The organism is Streptomyces sp. NPDC059906, assembly GCF_042730645.1.
GTDB classification, from domain to species: domain Bacteria; phylum Actinomycetota; class Actinomycetes; order Streptomycetales; family Streptomycetaceae; genus Streptomyces; species Streptomyces rubrogriseus.
Genome location: NZ_JBHWKU010000016.1, coordinates 32,206 through 48,706 on the forward strand (window position 1 = coordinate 32,206; position 16,501 = coordinate 48,706).

Sequence of the window (16,501 nt, forward strand, 5' to 3'; positions counted from 1 at the left end):
TGAGAGGACCCCACCCCCCATGACCGTTCAGAACGGACAGACCAGGCAGAACCGGCGCCGCACCTGGACGCGGGTCGCCGGCACGGCCGCCGTGGTCGCGGCGGCGCTCACCGCGACCGTCACGCCGTCCGTCGCCGCCCCGGCCGAGAACCCGTCGGCGTCGGTGCCGGCGGCCGCCGCCGCCGACGTCGACTACGACACCTGGCAGCGGGACTGCCGGGCCGTCATGGACGCGGCGCTGCCGTACCTGAAGGAGCGGATCGCCGACTCCGCCCCCGGCGAGAAGCAGGCCGTCGTCCTGGACATCGACAACACCTCCCTGGAGACCGACTTCGGCTTCAGCTATCCCCAACCCGCCAACCGGCCGGTCCTGGAGGTCGCCGAGTACGCCCAGGAGCACGGCGTCGCCCTGTTCTTCGTGACCGCCCGCCCCGGCATCATCGAGGCACCCACCGAGTGGAACCTCGCCCACGCCGGGTACGAGTCCTCGGGGCTGTACGTCCGGGGCTTCCTGGACCTGTTCAAGGACGTCGCCGAGTACAAGACCGAACAGCGCGCCGAGATCGAGTCGGACGGCTACACGATCATCGCGAACATCGGCAACAGCGCCACCGACCTGTCGGGCGGCCACGCCGAGCGGACCTTCAAGCTCCCGGACTACGACGGTCAGCTGTCCTGACGCCCGTTAGGCTCCCCTGGTCGACCGACGATCACGGGGGTGGCGCATGGAACCGGCGGTACTCGGCGGGAAGTTGGCGTCCACTCTGGTCGCCCCGCTGGTGAAGAAGCTGTTCGTGACGGGCGGCCCCGGCGCCGGACTGGTCGACCGACCGGTCCGGCTGGACCGTCTGGTGTCCTTCCGGGGCGAGCGGCGCACGCTGGGCGAGAGGGAGGTGCGGCTGCTCGCCGGGAAGCTGGTCGGGGCCGCCCTGGACTCTCCCGGCGAGCCGCCCTTCCCGCGCGACGAGACCGAGGCCGTGTCCGACGCCCTGGCCGCGCGGCTCCTCGCCCTCGGCGACCTGGACATGGACGACGTGCAAGCGGTGCGCCTCGGACACGGTGAGCTGGCCGCCAGGCTGCGGCGGCAGGCGGCCGGTTCCGCAGCCGGGCTCTCCACCGACGCCCGCCACTTCCTCGACTCGGCCACCGAATGGGCCTGCCTGCACGTCCTGGAGTTCTTCACCCGGCGGTCGACGTTCGTCGCGCGCACGCTGGTCGCGCAGACACGGGGCCAGGCCGAGCTGATCGCCAAGGTCGACGAGCTGATCGCCCGCGTTCCCAGGCCCGACGCCCGGGACACGGCGTTCGAGCGCCGCTACCTGCCCTACGTCGCGGACCAGCACAACCGCATCACCATCTACGGCATCGACCTGCGCGACTCGCCGGACCGGTGGCCGTTGGAGGTCGCCTACCTGAGCCTGGAGGCGACCGCGGAGGAGGAGCACACCGCGCTCCCCGGGGAGGGCCCCGAGCCGGAACGCACCGTCCGCCTTCCCGCCGAGGCGGCGCTGACCACCCACGACCGCGTACTGCTGCGCGGCGACGCGGGCTCCGGCAAGACGACGCTGGTGCAGTGGCTGGCGGTGACCGCCGCGCGGGACGGGGACCGGATCCCGTACGTACTGCCGCTGCGCACGCTGACCCGTGCGGGTGTCCTGCCCTCCCCCGCGGCCTTCCTCACCGCCGTGGGCTGCCCGCTCACCCCTCCGGAGGGCTGGGCGGAACGAGTGCTGGGCGCCGGTCGCGGCCTGGTCCTCGTCGACGGCCTGGACGAGCTCCCCGCCGCCGAACGGCACCGCACGCGCGACTGGCTCCTCGCCCTGATCCGCGCCTTCCCCGGCAACCGCTGGCTGCTCACCTCACGCCCCACCGCCGTACGCACCGACTGGCTGGCCGCCGAGGGCTTCCGGGAGCTTGCCCTCACCGCGATGCGGGAGCCCGACGTCGTGACCTTCGTACGGCGCTGGCACGCGGCCGCCGAGGCACCCGAGTTCGAGACGCGGCTGCTGGACTCCCTGCGCACCAAGCGCGACCTGGCCCGGCTCGCCACCAACCCCCTGATGTGCGGCCTGATCTGCGCCCTGCACCGGGAACGCCGGGGCTACCTCCCCACGGGCCGCAAGGAGTTGTACGACGCCGCCCTGACGATGCTGCTCGCCCGCCGGGACCGGGAGCGGGGCATGGAGGCGGTGGAGCTGAGCGAGGAGGCCCAACTGCAGCTGCTGCAGCGGCTGGCGTACGCGCTGGTGCTGAGCGGGCGCACGGAGATGGCGGTGGAGACCGCGGAGGGCATCGTGGAGCGCGCCCTGCCGTCGGTGGCCTCGGCGGCGGGGCAGGGCGACGCGGCGACGGTCCTGCGGGCGCTGGTCCTGCGCAGCGGGCTCCTCCGGCAGCCCGGCGAGGGTTCACTGGATTTCGTCCACCGCACCTTCCAGGACTACCTGGGCGCGCGGTACGCGGTCGAGGAGGGCCACCTCGACGTCCTCGCGGGCCGTGCGGGCGACACCCAGTGGGAGGACGTCATCCGCATGGCCGTCGCCCACGCCCGTCCCGGGGAGCGGGCGGTGCTGCTGCGGCGACTGCTCGCGGAGGGCACCCCGCGGCTGGCGCTGCTCGCGCTCGCCTGTCTGGAGCACGCGACCGCGCTGGACCCGGCCGTACGGGCGCAGGTGGAGGCACGAGCGGGGGCGCTGATCCCGCCGGGGTCGACGCAGGACGCGAGGGCGCTGGGAGAGGCCGGGCCGCTGGTGCTGGAGCTGCTGCCGAGTCCGGAGGGGCTGACGGACACCGAGGCGCACGGGGTGACGGTGACGGCTTCGCTGCTCGCGGAGCAGGAACCGAGCGGTGCGCTCGCCGTGCTGCGCCGGTTCAGGGAACATCGCTCCCTGGACGTGCGACGACAACTGGCCGGCACCTGGGGCCGCTTCGACACCGCGGAGTACGCCGCCGAGGTGCTGGACCACCTGCACCGGCACGACCTGCTGGTCGCCTGCGAAACGGCCGAGCAGCGCGCCGCCCTGGCGACCATGCGGCCCTGGCACGGGCTGTCCCTCCGAGGCGGCCGCGCCGTCGCGGACGTCCTGGCCGCCGTTCCGTCGCCCGAGGCCGTGACCCTGATCGACATACGGGACGATCCAGCCCTGGACGATCTCGGGGACCTGCTGCCGTTCAGCTCGCTCGGCGGCCTGTGGGTCCAGGGTTGCGACGCGGCTCGGGGTCTGGACAAGCTGGCGGGACTGCCACTCGTCGATCTCGCCTGCGGCCGGATCTCGGACCTCACCGGCCTGAGTGCACTCGGTGCGCTGCGGCGCGTCTCCCTCGATCAGGAGCTGCCCGGCGACTGCCTCACCGATGTGCTGCCGACCACTGCCGAGCTGGAGTACCTCTTCCTGGGCCGGCACACCACGGACCGGACGGGCCTCAGGGGACTGGAGCACTGGGCCCGGCTCTCCGAGCTCAGCATCGGTCCGCTGACCTCCCCGTTGACGGCTGCCGACTGGAATTCCGTGGCCGCGCTCCCCCAACTGACCCACCTGCATGTCAACCGTGCGGTCCTCGCCGACTTCCCGCAGTCCGTCGAGGCCATGCCCGAGCTTGCGGGGGTCACGTTCCTGCGCGTCACCGCCCTGCACGGAGCGGAGGACCTTGCCGCGCTCGCCCCGCTCGCCTCGCGCCTGCGGGGCCTGCGCCGGGTGATCCTGCAGACCTACCCCGGCAAGCGGTTCGCCACGGAACGGTTCGCTTCCCTCTTCGGTGACGCCGAGGTGACCGTGGACGAACGCTGACGCGGCACGGCGAAGGGGGCTGCCCGGGACCGGAGTCCCGGGCAGCCCCCTTGCAGGCTCACCCCGGAGGGCTACGCCTCCTTGCTCAGGTTCGGACCCGCGCCGCCGCCGGCCGCCTGCTCGATCGGCGGGACGTCGGGGAGGGTCGACTTCTCCTCACCCCGGAAGGTGAAGGTCGCCGTGTCGCCCTCGCCCTCGGTGTCCACGACCACGATGTGACCGGGACGCAGCTCGCCGAAGAGGATCTTCTCCGACAGCGAGTCCTCGACCTCGCGCTGGATCGTGCGGCGCAGCGGACGCGCGCCCAGCACCGGGTCGTAGCCCCGCTTGGACAGCAGCTCCTTGGCGGACTGGGAGAGCTCGATGCCCATGTCCCGGTCCTTGAGGCGCTCGTCGACCTTCTGGATCATCAGGTCGACGATCTTCAGGATGTCGTCCTGGCTGAGCTGCGGGAAGACGACCACGTCGTCGACACGGTTGAGGAACTCGGGCCGGAAGTGCTGCTTCAGCTCGTCCTGGACCTTGTTCTTCATGCGCTCGTAGTTGGACTTCGTGTCGCCCGCGGCGGCGAAGCCGAGGTTGAAGCCCTTGGAGATGTCCCGGGTGCCGAGGTTGGTCGTCATGATGATGACCGTGTTCTTGAAGTCCACGACCCGGCCCTGGGAGTCGGTCAGGCGACCGTCCTCCAGGATCTGGAGCAGGCTGTTGAAGATGTCCGGGTGGGCCTTCTCGACCTCGTCGAAGAGGACGACCGAGAACGGCTTGCGGCGGACCTTCTCCGTCAGCTGGCCGCCCTCCTCGTAACCCACGTAGCCGGGGGGCGAACCGAAGAGGCGCGAGACCGTGTGCTTCTCGCTGAACTCCGACATGTCGAGGGAGATCAGCGCGTCCTCGTCACCGAAGAGAAACTCGGCGAGGGCCTTGGACAGCTCGGTCTTACCGACACCGGACGGGCCGGCGAAGATGAACGAGCCACCGGGACGCTTCGGGTCCTTCAGACCGGCACGGGTACGGCGGATCGCCTTGGAGAGCGCCTTGACGGCGTCCTTCTGGCCGATGACCCGCTTGTGGAGCTCGTCCTCCATGCGCAGCAGGCGGGACGACTCCTCCTCCGTGAGCTTGAAGACCGGGATGCCGGTCGCCGTGGCGAGGACCTCGGCGATCAGCTCGCCGTCGACCTCGGCGACGACGTCCATGTCGCCGGCCTTCCACTCCTTCTCCCGCTTGGCCTTGGCGGCCAGGAGCTGCTTCTCCTTGTCGCGGAGGGAGGCGGCCTTCTCGAAGTCCTGCGAGTCGATCGCGGACTCCTTGTCGCGGCGGACGCCGGCGATCTTCTCGTCGAACTCGCGCAGGTCCGGCGGCGCGGTCATCCGGCGGATGCGCATCCGGGATCCGGCCTCGTCGATCAGGTCGATCGCCTTGTCCGGCAGGAAGCGGTCCGAGATGTAGCGGTCGGCGAGCGTCGCCGCCTGGACCAGGGCCTCGTCCGTGATGGAGACGCGGTGGTGGGCCTCGTAGCGGTCGCGCAGGCCCTTGAGGATCTCGATCGTGTGCGGCAGCGACGGCTCCGCGACCTGGATCGGCTGGAAGCGGCGCTCCAGGGCCGCGTCCTTCTCCAGGTGCTTGCGGTACTCGTCCAGCGTGGTCGCACCGATGGTCTGCAGCTCACCGCGGGCCAGCATCGGCTTGAGGATCGACGCGGCGTCGATGGCGCCCTCGGCGGCACCCGCACCGACCAGCGTGTGCAGCTCGTCGATGAACAGGATGATGTCGCCGCGGGTGCGGATCTCCTTGAGCACCTTCTTCAGGCGCTCCTCGAAGTCACCGCGGTAGCGGGAGCCGGCGACCAGGGCGCCGAGGTCCAGGGTGTAGAGGTGCTTGTCCTTGAGGGTCTCGGGCACCTCGCCCTTGACGATGGCCTGCGCGAGGCCCTCGACGACGGCGGTCTTGCCGACGCCGGGCTCACCGATCAGCACCGGGTTGTTCTTGGTACGGCGGGACAGCACCTGCATGACCCGCTCGATCTCCTTCTCGCGCCCGATGACCGGGTCGAGCTTGGACTCACGAGCGGCCTGGGTGAGGTTCCGGCCGAACTGGTCGAGGACCAGGGACGTGGAGGGGGTGCCCTCCGCAGGACCGCCGGCGGTGGCGGTCTCCTTGCCCTGGTAACCGGAGAGCAGCTGGATGACCTGCTGCCGCACCCGGTTCAGATCTGCGCCCAGCTTGACCAGGACCTGGGCGGCGACGCCCTCGCCCTCGCGGATCAGGCCGAGCAGGATGTGCTCCGTGCCGATGTAGTTGTGGCCCAGCTGGAGGGCCTCGCGGAGCGACAGCTCCAGAACCTTCTTGGCACGGGGGGTGAAGGGGATGTGGCCGGACGGGGCCTGCTGGCCCTGGCCGATGATCTCCTCCACCTGCTGGCGGACCGCCTCGAGCGAAATCCCGAGGCTCTCAAGGGCCTTGGCGGCGACACCCTCACCCTCGTGGATCAGGCCCAGGAGGATGTGCTCGGTGCCGATGTAGTTGTGGTTGAGCATCCGGGCTTCTTCCTGAGCCAGGACGACAACCCGCCGCGCGCGGTCGGTGAACCTCTCGAACATCGTTAATCGCTCCTCAGAGCGGTCAGGCAGTAAGGGGAACTTCCCCTCCCTGTCCTTCCGCAGCTTAGTCCCGCAAGCGGGGACCGCTCATTCCAACTGCCGACACCGTCGATGGCCTCCTGACCCCTGACGCCGACATCTGCCACAACCCGATGGTGCGAGACGATGTTCCCGCAGGCCAGGCACTTACCCCACTCGCCAGTACGCCGATGGCGAACGCGAGACGGCCCGATCTGCATGTCGCCCCCTCCCACTAGGGATGTCTTACCCGCGGGGACTGACACTCCATGCCGCGCGCACCGGTTCCCTCCGCTACGGGCGAACAACCTTGCGCCTCCCCGCACCCCCGCACGCCCCCTCTTGACGCCTCGTTTCAGCACTCTGTGCACTCTTGTCGCCACCCAGCGTAACCCGAGCGCTCTTTCGACTGTTGCACTTGGCATGGTTGGCGCCTCGCACTCGGTCCCCGTCGCTCCCGCGTCCCCCGTCGTGCCGTCGCCCCGCCGGCCCACCGGGAACGGCGGCTCGGCCCGGGAGCGGACACGGTGGTGGTACGAGAGCGTGCTCGGGTGGCCGACGGCACCCGGGAAGCCGGTGCGGCTGCGCACGGGCGTCCGCTTCGACGTCCTGGACGTGCCGGCCGCCGCGGGGCACGCGACGCTGGAGCGGCTCGGGTGGTCCGGCCGGGGCCCGCAGGGGTTCCCGGTGGCCGTCCGGGGCGAGCGGATGCTGCTGCTCGTGGCGGCGGGCGGCGCGGAGGAGGTGCCCGGGCTGCTGGAGTGGCTGGAGTGGGGCTCGCTGGCGCTCGACCTGACGGCGGTCGGAGCGGACGGCCTCGTGGAGGCGCCCCTTGTCCCGGTCGTCCCGGAGCCCCGCCCGGCCGGGCCGCCGCCGCGTCCCCCGGAGCGCGACGGCATGCGGGGGGCCGCCGTCTGGCTGCGGCCCCCGGAGCCGGGGTGCGAGGCGGGGTCCTCGCTGCCGGCGCTGTCGGCCCTCGGCCGCGCCGGAAGCGACCTGGATCTCGTCCGGCTGGTCCGCACACTGGCCACGCAGTGCCACCGGGTCCGGCTCACCGCCGACCGCCCGCCGCGGGCGCGGCCGGTGACGCGGGTCGAGTGATCAGCCGTTGGCCTGCTCGTACGCCTCGCGGACCTTCGCGGGGACGCGGCCGCGGTCGTTGACGTCCCAGCCGTTCTCCTTGGCCCAGGCGCGGATCGCCGCGGTGTCCTGGCTGCCCCCGGAAGCGGCGCGCGCCTTGCCGCGGCCGCCCGAGGCGCGGCCCCCGGTACGACGGCCACCCTTCAGGTACGGATCGAGAAGACCGCGGAGCTTGTCCGCGTTGGCGGTGGTGAGGTCGATCTCGTAGGTCTTGCCGTCCAGTGCGAACGTCACGGTCTCGTCTGCCTCGCCGCCGTCGAGGTCGTCGACAAGAAGGACCTGAACCTTCTGTGCCACCGGATTTCCTTTCATCGATAACTTGAGGGCCGGAGGTCCGTCGGCGTCCGCCGTATCGCCGTCCCTTGTTATATGCAGTACTGCAGTACGCCGGAAAGCAAACCGCTTTTGCCGGAAAAACACAAACCCCCGGCAGAGACCGGTAGCTCGACTCCGGGCCGGAAACATGCGCGTTTCGGACATAGGGAACCCATGAAGGGCACGTCGGTGGAATAAACCTCGAACGACTGCGAAGGACTCGCGAAGGGCTGCCCGGGGCCGCGGATGCCTAGCGTCGGGCGGCGATCACAGATGCAGAAGCATCCGGCTGTTGCCCAAGGTGTTCGGTTTCACTCGTTCGAGCCCCAGGAACTCCGCAACGCCCTCGTCATAGGAACGCAGCAGCTCCGCGTACACATCGGCGTCGACCGGCGTCTCCCCGATCTCCACGAAGCCGTGCTTGACGAAGAAGTCCACTTCGAAGGTCAGACAGAAAACGCGGCGAACACCGAGCAGGCGGGCCGTGTCCAGCAACTTCTCCAGCAGCTTGTGGCCGACGCCCGCGCCCTTCAGACCGGGCTTCACCGCGAGAGTCCGTACTTCCGCGAGGTCTTCCCACATCACGTGCAGCGCGCCGCAGCCGACCACCTCGGCGTTGTCGTCCCGTTCCGCGACCCAGAACTCCTGGATGCTCTCGTAAAGCGTCACCATCGCTTTGTCGAGCAGGATGCGGTCACCGACGTACGTGTCGAGGAGCCGGCGTACGTCCGGGACATCCCTGGTGCGGGCCCGCCGGACGCTGATGGCATTTGACATGTGGGGACGCTATCGCTCGCCGCCGTCCACTACCGCGCCGGGTCCCGGCGCGGGGGTTTCCGGTCCCTGCACGATGCGGATGGCGTCTCCGAGCGCCTGGCGCTGTTCCTCGCTCATCATGCCGAAGAAGGCGACGAGGGCGGCGGCGGGGTTGTCGCTCTGGGACCAGGCGTCGTTCATGAGGGCGGCGGCGTAGGCGGCGCGAGTGGAGACCGCCTCATATCGATAGGCCCGGCCTTCGGACTCGCGGCGCACCCAGCCCTTCTGATGGAGATTGTCCAAAACGGTCATCACGGTGGTGTACGCGATGGACCGTTCCTGTTGCAGGTCTTCCAGGACTTCTCGAACGGTCACGGGGCGGTTCCACTTCCACACCCTCGTCATGACCGCGTCTTCGAGTTCTCCCAATGGGCGAGGCACGCTTCGAACGATAGTGGGAGATCGGAGCGATCGCGTGCGGGACGTGCGGCTTCGCCGGAAAACGGGCACAAAAGGGGCGTACGGCTCCTCGGGAGAGGGAGCCGTACGCGAGTGCCGTGCCGGGTCTGCCGGGGGTCAGGCCTCGGGGTGGGGGGACTGCTGTCGGGCGCCCTCCGCCCGTGCGAGGGCGGCGTCGACGACCGCGTCCTCCTTGGCCTTGTTGGCGCCGCCCTGGGTCTTCACGATCACCCGGATCAAGCCGATGAAGAAGACGGCCATGACGGCCGGGGGCAGGAGCGCGGAGACGTAGTCCATGGGACCAGGGTAGCCAGGCGCCGTCAGCCGGCGGCCAGGTGGTGCCGGGAGTCCGGGGCGGGCGGGGCCGGCGGGGCGGGCTTGCGGGGCGGGAAGACCTCGCCGGGGGTGGGGACGGGGCGCTTGGGGGGCGCGGGGGCGGGGGCGGGGCGGGAGGGCGGTTTCGCGGCGGGCTTCTGCGGGGGCTCCTTGCCGGACTGGCGGCCGCCGGGGACGGCGTGGAGGCGGGTGCGGGCGGCGGGGAGGGTGACGGTGGGCGCGGTGGGTGCCGTGGTTGCCGTGGGCGTGGTGGCCTTCTCGGGGCCGCAGCGGGCCAGGAGGGCGGCTGCGGCCGGGTTGCCGCGCAGGGCGCCCAGGGCGGCCAGGTCGTCCGCGCCGGGGCGGTGGCCGGCGCCCAGCGCCTCGTCCAGGAGCGCGAGGTAGCCGGTGGCGGTGCCGGGGAGGGCGGCGCGGTACCGGGCCAGGTCGGCCAGCAGGAAGGCGCGCAGCCTGGCGCCCTCCCGCATCGCCTCGTCGAGCGAGTCTGCGAGGTGGAGGCAGTCCTGGGCCTCCTGGGCCGAGACCGGGCTGGGGTTCAGGGCGAGGGCGAGGGCTCGCCGGAGCACGCGCAGCTCCTGAGCACCGAACGCCATGCCGCCGCGGGGTCCGTAGGGCGTGGGCATGCGGCGACGATACGCGCTAATCAGACAAACCCCGCATAGGGTGCGCGGGTGTGGCGCACAGCCCCACCCGGATGCGGGTGCCTGCGGCGGCCTGTGGGGGTTGGGTGGGGGTGCGCGTAGCGCCGTTTGTCCGGTGGTGGGTCGGGGGCGCGCCGGGGGGTGTCCGTCCTCGGAACGGCGCGGAATCGGTTGGCTACGGGGGTGCGGGGCGTTGACGCGCCAACCGCTGCGGGCGGACACCCCCCGACACGCCCCCTTCGCGCCGTACGCGGCTGACCGCCCGTCCCGCCCCCCTAGCTGCGGGCAGTCGTGCCGCTGGGGCGGCACGGGTGGGCGCAGCGGCACCCCGCAACGCCGGGCCGCGTCCCCCCTCGCGCCCGCACCCACGACGGGGCGTCTACATGCGCGACACGTTGCGCTCGTACACCAGCCGCAGACCCATCAGCGTCAGCCACGGCTCGTGCTCGTCGATGACCGAGGACTCGCCCAGCACCATCGGCGCCAGCCCGCCCGTCGCGATGACCGTCACGTCGTCCGGGTCGTCGGCCAGCTCCCGCGCCATGCGGTTGACGACGCCGTCGACCTGGCCGGCGAAGCCGTACACGATGCCGGACTGCATCGCCTCGACCGTGTTCTTGCCGATCACGCTGCGGGGGCGTGCCACCTCGATCTTGCGGAGCTGGGCGCCCTTGACGCCGAGCGCCTCGACCGAGATCTCGATGCCGGGGGCGATGACGCCGCCGATGTACTCCCCGCGCGCGCTGACCGCGTCGAACGTCGTCGCCGTGCCGAAGTCCACGACGATCGCCGGGCCGCCGTACAGCTCGACCGCCGCGACCGCGTTGATGATGCGGTCGGCGCCGACCTCCTTGGGGTGGTCGGTGAGGATCGGGACGCCGGTCTTGACGCCCGGTTCGACGAGGACCGCGGGGACGTCGCCGTAGTAGCGGCGGGTGACCTCGCGGAGTTCGTGCAGGACGGAGGGGACCGTCGCGCAGATGGCGATGCCGTCGATGCCGTCGCCCAGCTCGTCGCCGAGGAGGGGGTGCATGCCCATGAGGCCCTGGAGGAGCACCGCCAGTTCGTCGGCCGTGCGGCGCGAGTCCGTGGAGATGCGCCAGTGCTCGACGATGTCCTCGCCGTCGAAGAGGCCGAGGACGGTGTGCGTGTTGCCTACGTCGATCGTCAGCAGCATGGCGTCTACTCCGCCGCTCGCAGGTCCAGGCCGATGTCCAGGATCGGGGAGCTGTGGGTGAGGGCGCCCACGGCCAGGTAGTCGACGCCCGTGGCCGCGTACGCCTTGGCGTTGGTGAGGGTCAGGCGGCCCGAGGCCTCCAGGGCGGCCCGGCCGGCGACCAGGGCGACCGCTTCCTCGCACTCGTCCGGGGTGAAGTTGTCCAGGAGGATCAGGTCGGCGCCCGCGTCCACCACCTCGCGCAGCTGGTGCAGGGTGTCGACCTCGACCTCGATGGGCACCTCGGGGAAGCTCTCGCGCACGGCGTTGAAGGCCTCGGCGACGCCGCCCGCGGCGACCACGTGGTTGTCCTTGACCAGGGCCGCGTCCGAGAGGGACATGCGGTGGTTGACGCCGCCGCCGCAGCGGACCGCGAACTTCTCCAGGCCGCGCAGGCCCGGCGTCGTCTTGCGGGTGTCGCGGACCTTGGCCTTCGTGCCGTCCAGGGCGTCCGCCCACGCACGCGTGGCCGACGCGATGCCCGACATGCGGCACAGGAGGTTCAGCGCGCTGCGTTCGGCGGTCAGGATGTCGCGGGTGCGGGTGGTGACGGAGAGGAGCTTCTGGCCCTCCTCCACGCGGTCGCCGTCCTCGACGTGGCGCTCCACCTCGAACTCGTCGGTGCAGACGACCGACAGCACCGCCTCGGCGACCCTGAGGCCCGCCACGACGCCCGCTTCGCGGGCGGTGAAGTCGGCCGTGGCCACGGCGTCCTCGGGGATGGTCGCCACCGTCGTCACGTCCACGCCGTCGGCCAGGTCCTCCTGGATGGCGACGTTCGCGATGTCCTCGACCTCGACGGGGTCGAGTCCGGAGTCCAGCAGGAGTGCCGCGAGAGCGGGGTCGAGGCCGCATTCCATGAAGGCTTCTTCTTCGGTCTCCGCGCCGCAGGCGCAGCCGTCGCCGCAGCCTCCGCCGGAGGCGAGGGGGAGTTCGGTGGGGTCGGAGGGGTTCACTGCTGTCACTGCTCCTGGGGACGGTGCGTCGGCTGGGCGCCGTGGACGGTCGGGGGGAATTCTGGTGTGTCCGTGGTGTGCACGGCGAGGGTGCGATCAGGGTTCAGCCGTACGACGACGTGGCGGCGCCACGTGGTGTCGTCGCGGTCCGCGTGGTCCTCGCGCCAGTGGCAGCCGCGGGTCTCCTCGCGCCGTGCCGCCGCGGCGACCAGGACGCGGGCCACGCACAGGAGGTTGGTGGCCTCCCAGGTGTCGACACCGGGTTCGGAGGTCTTGCCGTGCTCGTGCAGGGCCTCTCGGGCCTCGGCGTGGAGGCGGTGCAGCCGGTCGGCCGCGCGCGTGAGGGAGTCCGCCGAGCGCAGGACCCCGGCGCCCTCCGTCATGATCCGCTGGATGGTGAGGCGCGTCTCGGGAGGGAGGAGGGGGTGCTGCGGGTGTCGCGGGTGGTCCGGGTGCGGGAGGGGGGTCGGTACGCGCGCGTGCAGGATGCCGGCCGTGTGGGCGGCCGCTATGTCGGCCGCGATGCGTTCGGCGTAGACCAGGCCCTCCAGGAGGGAGTTGGAGGCCAGGCGGTTGGCGCCGTGCACGCCCGTGCAGGCGACCTCGCCGCAGGCGTACAGGCCGGGGACCGTCGTACGGCCGTGGGCGTCGGTGCGGACGCCGCCCGAGGCGTAGTGGGCGGCCGGGGCGACCGGGACCGGTTCGGTGACCGGGTCGATGCCGTGGGCGCGGCAGGCGGCGAGGATCGTGGGGAAGCGGTTTTCCCACATCGTCCTGCCGAACTGGCGGGCGTCCAGGTACATGTGGTCGGCGCCGTGCTCCTGCATGCGGCGTGTGATGGCCTTCGCGACGATGTCCCGCGGGGCGAGTTCCGCCAGTTCGTGCTGCCCCTGCATGAAGCGCGCGCCGTCCGCGTCCACCAGGTGGGCGCCCTCGCCGCGTACCGCCTCGGAGACCAGGGGCTGCTGGCCCTCGGCGTCCGCGCCCAGGAAGAGGACGGTGGGGTGGAACTGGACGAATTCGAGGTCGCTCACCTCGGCGCCCGCGCGCAGGGCGAGGGCCACTCCGTCGCCCGTGGAGACGGACGGGTTCGTCGTCGCCGAGAAGACCTGGCCCATGCCGCCGGTGGCGAGGACGACCGCGGGGGCGTGGACCGCCCCGACGCCGTCGTGCTGGCCCTCGCCCATCACGTGCAGGGTGACGCCCGCCGTGCGGCCCTCGGCGTCCGTGAGGAGGTCCAGGACGAGCGCGTTCTCCACCGTGCGCAGCCCTCGCGCGCGTACCGCCTCGACCAGGGCGCGGGAGATCTCGGCGCCCGTGGCGTCGCCGCCCGCGTGGGCGATGCGGCGGCGGTGGTGGCCGCCCTCGCGGGTGAGGGCCAGGCCGCCCTCGGTGGACTCGTCGAAGTGCGCGCCGGTCGCGATGAGCCGGCGTACGGCGTCGGGGCCCTCGGTGACCAGGATGCGGACCGCTTCCTCGTCGCACAGGCCGGCGCCGGCGACCAGGGTGTCGTCCAGGTGCTGCTCGGGGGTGTCGCCCTCGCCGAGGGCCGCGGCGACGCCGCCCTGGGCCCAGCGGGTGGAGCCGTCGTCCAGGCGGGCCTTGGTGACGACGACGGTCCGCAGACCGGCGGACTCGCAGCGCAGGGCCGCGGTGAGGCCCGCGACGCCGGAGCCGACGACCACCACGTCCGCGGCGATCGCCCAGCCGGGCGCGGGGGCGTGCAGTCGTATGCCTGTGCTGGTCACGAGGCGGCTCCGAGGGGTCCGAAGGTGAGGTGGACGTTGTCGATCAGGCGGGTCGCGCCGACCCGGGCGGCGACGGCCAGGACGGCCTCGCCGGTGTGGTCGTCGCCGATCTCGGTGAAGTCGGACGGGTCGACCAGGGCGAGGTAGTCCAGCTCCAGGGGTGGAGTGGCCCGGGCGGCGTCGTCCAGCACCAGGCGGGCGGCGTCCCGCACGGCCGTGGCGCTGCCGGGGGCGGAGGTGGCGACGGCGTGGGCGTCGGCCGCCGCGCGGGACTCGCCCAGGGCGCTGAGCGCCTCGGCGCGGGCCTGGGTGGCGGGCACCTCGCGGGCCCTCGCGCACAGCGCCTCCTGCGCGGCGTGCCGGTCCAGGCCCGCGAAGAGGGCCTGCGAGAGCGCGAGGGCGGTGCGGCGTTCCGCCGTCGAGAGGTAGCGGTTGCGGCTGGACAGGGCGAGGCCGTCCTCCTCGCGCACGGTGGGGACGCCGACGATCTCCATGCCGAAGTTCAGGTCGCGGACCATGCGGCGGATCAGCGCGAGCTGCTGGGCGTCCTTCTGGCCGTAGAGGGCGAGGTCGGGGCGGGTGAGGTGGAGCAGCTTGGCGACGACGGTGAGCATGCCGTCGAAGTGGCCGGGGCGTGAGGCGCCCTCCAGGCGTTCGCCCATGGGGCCCGCGGTGACGCGCACCTGGGGTTCGCCGCCCGGGTAGACCTCGTCGACGGCCGGGGCGAAGACGGCGTCGGCACCCGCCCGTCCGGCGATCTCCAGGTCGGCGTCCAGGGTGCGCGGGTAGCGGTCGAGATCCTCGCCGGCGCCGAACTGGAGCGGGTTCACGAAGACCGTGACGACGACCTCGCCGTCCGGTCCGGCGATGTCGCGCGCCGTGCGGATCAGGGTGGCGTGGCCCTCGTGCAGCGCGCCCATGGTCATCACTACGGCCCGGCGCCCGCACCGCACACGCGCGTGCAGCTCGCCGGCGGTGCGGAGGAGGACGGGAGGGGTGGGGCTCGTCGTCATCACACGCCTCCGTCGTCGGTGCCGGTGGGGCCGGTCGGGCCTTCAGGGCCGGTGGGGCCTTCAGCGGCGGTCGGGCCGTCGGGGTCCGGGGTGGGGGTGCCCTTGAGGCAGCCGTCGTTGCCGCCGGGGCCGGTGGGACCGGTGAGGCCATCCGGGCCGGTGGGGCTGTCGGGGCTCGGGGTGCCATCCAGGCCGGTGAGGCCGTCAGGGTCGGTGGGGCCGTCGGGGCTCGGGGTGCCATCCGGGCCCGGGGTGCCTTCCACGCCGTGGGTGCCCTCGGAGCTCGTGTTGGCGTCGGGCGTGTGTTCCCGGCCGGGGGGGCCGTCCGGGACCGGACGGTCCGTGGCCGGGCCTCGTGTGGTGTCGGTGAGGTCGTCAGGGTCGGTGCTTTCGTCCGGGCCCGGGATGCCCTCGGGGTCAGGGGTGCGCTCGGGGTCCGTGTTGGCGTCGGGGGTGCGTTCTGGGCCGGTGGAGGCGTCCGCAGGCGGGGTTCCGGTGGGGCTCGTGCCTGGGGAGTTCTCGGCGAGTACGCCGAGCAGGTCCTCGGCGAGTTCGGGCTTCAGCAGGCCGTGGTCCAGGGCGCGGTCGGCGGTCGCGCGGGCCATCGCCAGGTAGCCGGCGACGGCCTGGGGGGCGTGTTCGCGCAGCTCCACGATGTGGGCGGCGACCGTGCCCGCGTCCCCGCGCGCGACGGGGCCGGTGAGGGCCGCGTCGCCGGAGCGCAGCGCGTTGTCGAGGGAGGCGCCGAGCAGCGGGCCGAGCATCCGGTCGGGGGCCGCCACGCCCGCCGTGCGCAGCAGCTCCATGGACTGGGCGACGAGGGTGATCAGGTGGTTGGAACCCAGCGCCAGCGCCGCGTGGTACAGCGGGCGCCTGTCCTCGGCGATCCACTCCGGCTCGCCGCCCATCTCGATGACCAGGGCCTCGGCGGCCAGCCGCAGTTCCTCGGGCGCGGTGACGCCGAAGGAGCAGCCGGCCAGGCGCTGGACGTCCACCGGGGTGCCGGTGAAGGTCATCGCCGGGTGCAGGGCCAGCGGCAGGGCGCCGGCGCGCAGCGCGGGGTCCAGGACCCTGGCTCCGTACCGCCCGGAGGTGTGCACCAGCAGCTGGCCCGGACGCACCGCTCCCGTCTCGGCGAGCCCGGTCACCAGGCCGGGCAGGGCGTCGTCGGGGACGGTCAGCAGGGCCAGCTCGGCGTGCTGGAGGACCTCCGCGGGCGTCATGAGCGGCACGTCGGGGAGGAGTGCGGCGGCACGCCTTCTGGAGGCGTCGGAGACCCCGGAGACGGCCACCGGACGGTGCCCGGCGAGCTGGAGGGACGCGGCCAGCGCGGGGCCCACCCGTCCGGCGCCGACAACGCCTACGGTGAGCCGCGCGGGGCGGTCCTTGGGGTCTGCCTGTGGGGTTGTGTTCACGCGACGGCGGCCTTCCCGTTCCAGTCCGCTCGGGGTACCGGACGATTTCTCGTCATGTTAACGCGATCGGTCCGGGCGACGTCCGGTTGTCCACAGGCTGTGG

General features: G+C 72.4%; 13 protein-coding genes and 1 pseudogene. 3 read left to right on the top strand and 11 right to left on the bottom strand.

Annotated features, from left to right (window positions below; genetic code table 11):
• Positions 1–19: 19 nt before the first annotated feature.
• Positions 20–679 carry an HAD family acid phosphatase gene (locus ACFV9J_RS23690; protein WP_385356901.1) on the top strand — a complete coding sequence of 220 codons (660 nt, stop codon included), beginning with the start codon at positions 20–22 and terminating at the stop codon, positions 677–679.
• Positions 680–725: 46 nt separating this feature from the next.
• The gene (locus ACFV9J_RS23695) at positions 726–3,785 is read left to right on the top strand and encodes an NACHT domain-containing protein (RefSeq protein WP_385356903.1); all 3,060 of its coding nucleotides are present in this window, start codon (positions 726–728) and stop codon (positions 3,783–3,785) included.
• Between the two features lie 71 nt (positions 3,786–3,856).
• Here the strand turns inward: ACFV9J_RS23695 and ACFV9J_RS23700 are convergent, their stop codons facing one another.
• Positions 3,857–6,385, bottom strand: coding sequence for an ATP-dependent Clp protease ATP-binding subunit (locus tag ACFV9J_RS23700; protein ID WP_385356904.1), 2,529 nt, complete (start codon positions 6,383–6,385; stop codon positions 3,857–3,859).
• A 441-nt stretch (positions 6,386–6,826) separates the two neighbouring features.
• Here ACFV9J_RS23700 and ACFV9J_RS23705 point away from each other — a divergent pair, with 441 nt between their 5' ends.
• Positions 6,827–7,504 carry an SCO3374 family protein gene (locus tag ACFV9J_RS23705; protein WP_385356905.1) on the top strand — a complete coding sequence of 226 codons (678 nt, stop codon included), beginning with the start codon at positions 6,827–6,829 and terminating at the stop codon, positions 7,502–7,504.
• Here ACFV9J_RS23705 and ACFV9J_RS23710 read toward each other — a convergent pair whose 3' ends face one another.
• From ACFV9J_RS23710 to ACFV9J_RS23755, 10 genes and pseudogenes are all read right to left on the bottom strand, one after another.
• Positions 7,505–7,840, bottom strand: coding sequence for an Lsr2 family protein (locus tag ACFV9J_RS23710; RefSeq protein ID WP_003975458.1), 336 nt, complete (start codon positions 7,838–7,840; stop codon positions 7,505–7,507).
• Positions 7,841–8,125: 285 nt separating this feature from the next.
• The gene (locus tag ACFV9J_RS23715) at positions 8,126–8,635 is read right to left on the bottom strand and encodes an amino-acid N-acetyltransferase (RefSeq protein ID WP_385356907.1); all 510 of its coding nucleotides are present in this window, start codon (positions 8,633–8,635) and stop codon (positions 8,126–8,128) included.
• A gap of 9 nt (positions 8,636–8,644) precedes the next feature.
• Positions 8,645–9,043 (bottom strand): BlaI/MecI/CopY family transcriptional regulator, encoded by a 399-nt coding sequence (locus tag ACFV9J_RS23720; RefSeq protein ID WP_385357044.1) that lies wholly within the window; start codon positions 9,041–9,043, stop codon positions 8,645–8,647.
• A 147-nt stretch (positions 9,044–9,190) separates the two neighbouring features.
• Positions 9,191–9,370: a membrane protein gene (locus ACFV9J_RS23725; RefSeq protein WP_011028944.1), complete on the bottom strand. Its 180-nt coding sequence runs from the start codon at positions 9,368–9,370 to the stop codon at positions 9,191–9,193.
• Positions 9,371–9,393: 23 nt separating this feature from the next.
• Positions 9,394–10,032, bottom strand: coding sequence for a hypothetical protein (locus ACFV9J_RS23730; protein ID WP_385356909.1), 639 nt, complete (start codon positions 10,030–10,032; stop codon positions 9,394–9,396).
• A 397-nt stretch (positions 10,033–10,429) separates the two neighbouring features.
• On the bottom strand, positions 10,430–11,227 hold the full coding sequence (locus ACFV9J_RS23735; protein ID WP_003975453.1) for a type III pantothenate kinase: 798 nt from the start codon (positions 11,225–11,227) through the stop codon (positions 10,430–10,432).
• A gap of 5 nt (positions 11,228–11,232) precedes the next feature.
• Positions 11,233–12,222: a carboxylating nicotinate-nucleotide diphosphorylase gene (nadC, locus tag ACFV9J_RS23740; protein ID WP_385357045.1), complete on the bottom strand. Its 990-nt coding sequence runs from the start codon at positions 12,220–12,222 to the stop codon at positions 11,233–11,235.
• Between the two features lie 5 nt (positions 12,223–12,227).
• Positions 12,228–13,970 carry an L-aspartate oxidase gene (locus tag ACFV9J_RS23745; protein WP_385356910.1) on the bottom strand — a complete coding sequence of 581 codons (1,743 nt, stop codon included), beginning with the start codon at positions 13,968–13,970 and terminating at the stop codon, positions 12,228–12,230.
• Complete coding sequence (gene panC / locus ACFV9J_RS23750) at positions 13,967–14,983, bottom strand: pantoate--beta-alanine ligase (protein ID WP_385356911.1); 1,017 nt, start codon at positions 14,981–14,983, stop codon at positions 13,967–13,969. Before panC ends, ACFV9J_RS23745 begins: the two co-directional genes overlap by 4 nt.
• Before the next feature lie 506 nt (positions 14,984–15,489).
• Positions 15,490–16,398 (bottom strand): annotated as a pseudogene (locus ACFV9J_RS23755) (Rossmann-like and DUF2520 domain-containing protein); the annotation flags it as partial.
• Positions 16,399–16,501: the final 103 nt, after the last annotated feature.

Bases quoted from the DNA above. Each gene is read 5' to 3' on its own strand.
- panC (WP_385356911.1), bottom strand. From the start codon at position 14,983: ATGACGACGAGCCCCACCCCTCCCGTCCTCCTCCGCACCGCCGGCGAG.
- ACFV9J_RS23690 (WP_385356901.1), top strand. From the start codon at position 20: ATGACCGTTCAGAACGGACAGACCAGGCAGAACCGGCGCCGCACCTGG.
- ACFV9J_RS23730 (WP_385356909.1), bottom strand. From the start codon at position 10,032: ATGCCCACGCCCTACGGACCCCGCGGCGGCATGGCGTTCGGTGCTCAG.
- ACFV9J_RS23695 (WP_385356903.1), top strand. From the start codon at position 726: ATGGAACCGGCGGTACTCGGCGGGAAGTTGGCGTCCACTCTGGTCGCC.
- ACFV9J_RS23735 (WP_003975453.1), bottom strand. From the start codon at position 11,227: ATGCTGCTGACGATCGACGTAGGCAACACGCACACCGTCCTCGGCCTC.
- ACFV9J_RS23715 (WP_385356907.1), bottom strand. From the start codon at position 8,635: ATGTCAAATGCCATCAGCGTCCGGCGGGCCCGCACCAGGGATGTCCCG.
- ACFV9J_RS23705 (WP_385356905.1), top strand. From the start codon at position 6,827: ATGGTTGGCGCCTCGCACTCGGTCCCCGTCGCTCCCGCGTCCCCCGTC.
- ACFV9J_RS23700 (WP_385356904.1), bottom strand. From the start codon at position 6,385: ATGTTCGAGAGGTTCACCGACCGCGCGCGGCGGGTTGTCGTCCTGGCT.
- ACFV9J_RS23725 (WP_011028944.1), bottom strand. From the start codon at position 9,370: ATGGACTACGTCTCCGCGCTCCTGCCCCCGGCCGTCATGGCCGTCTTC.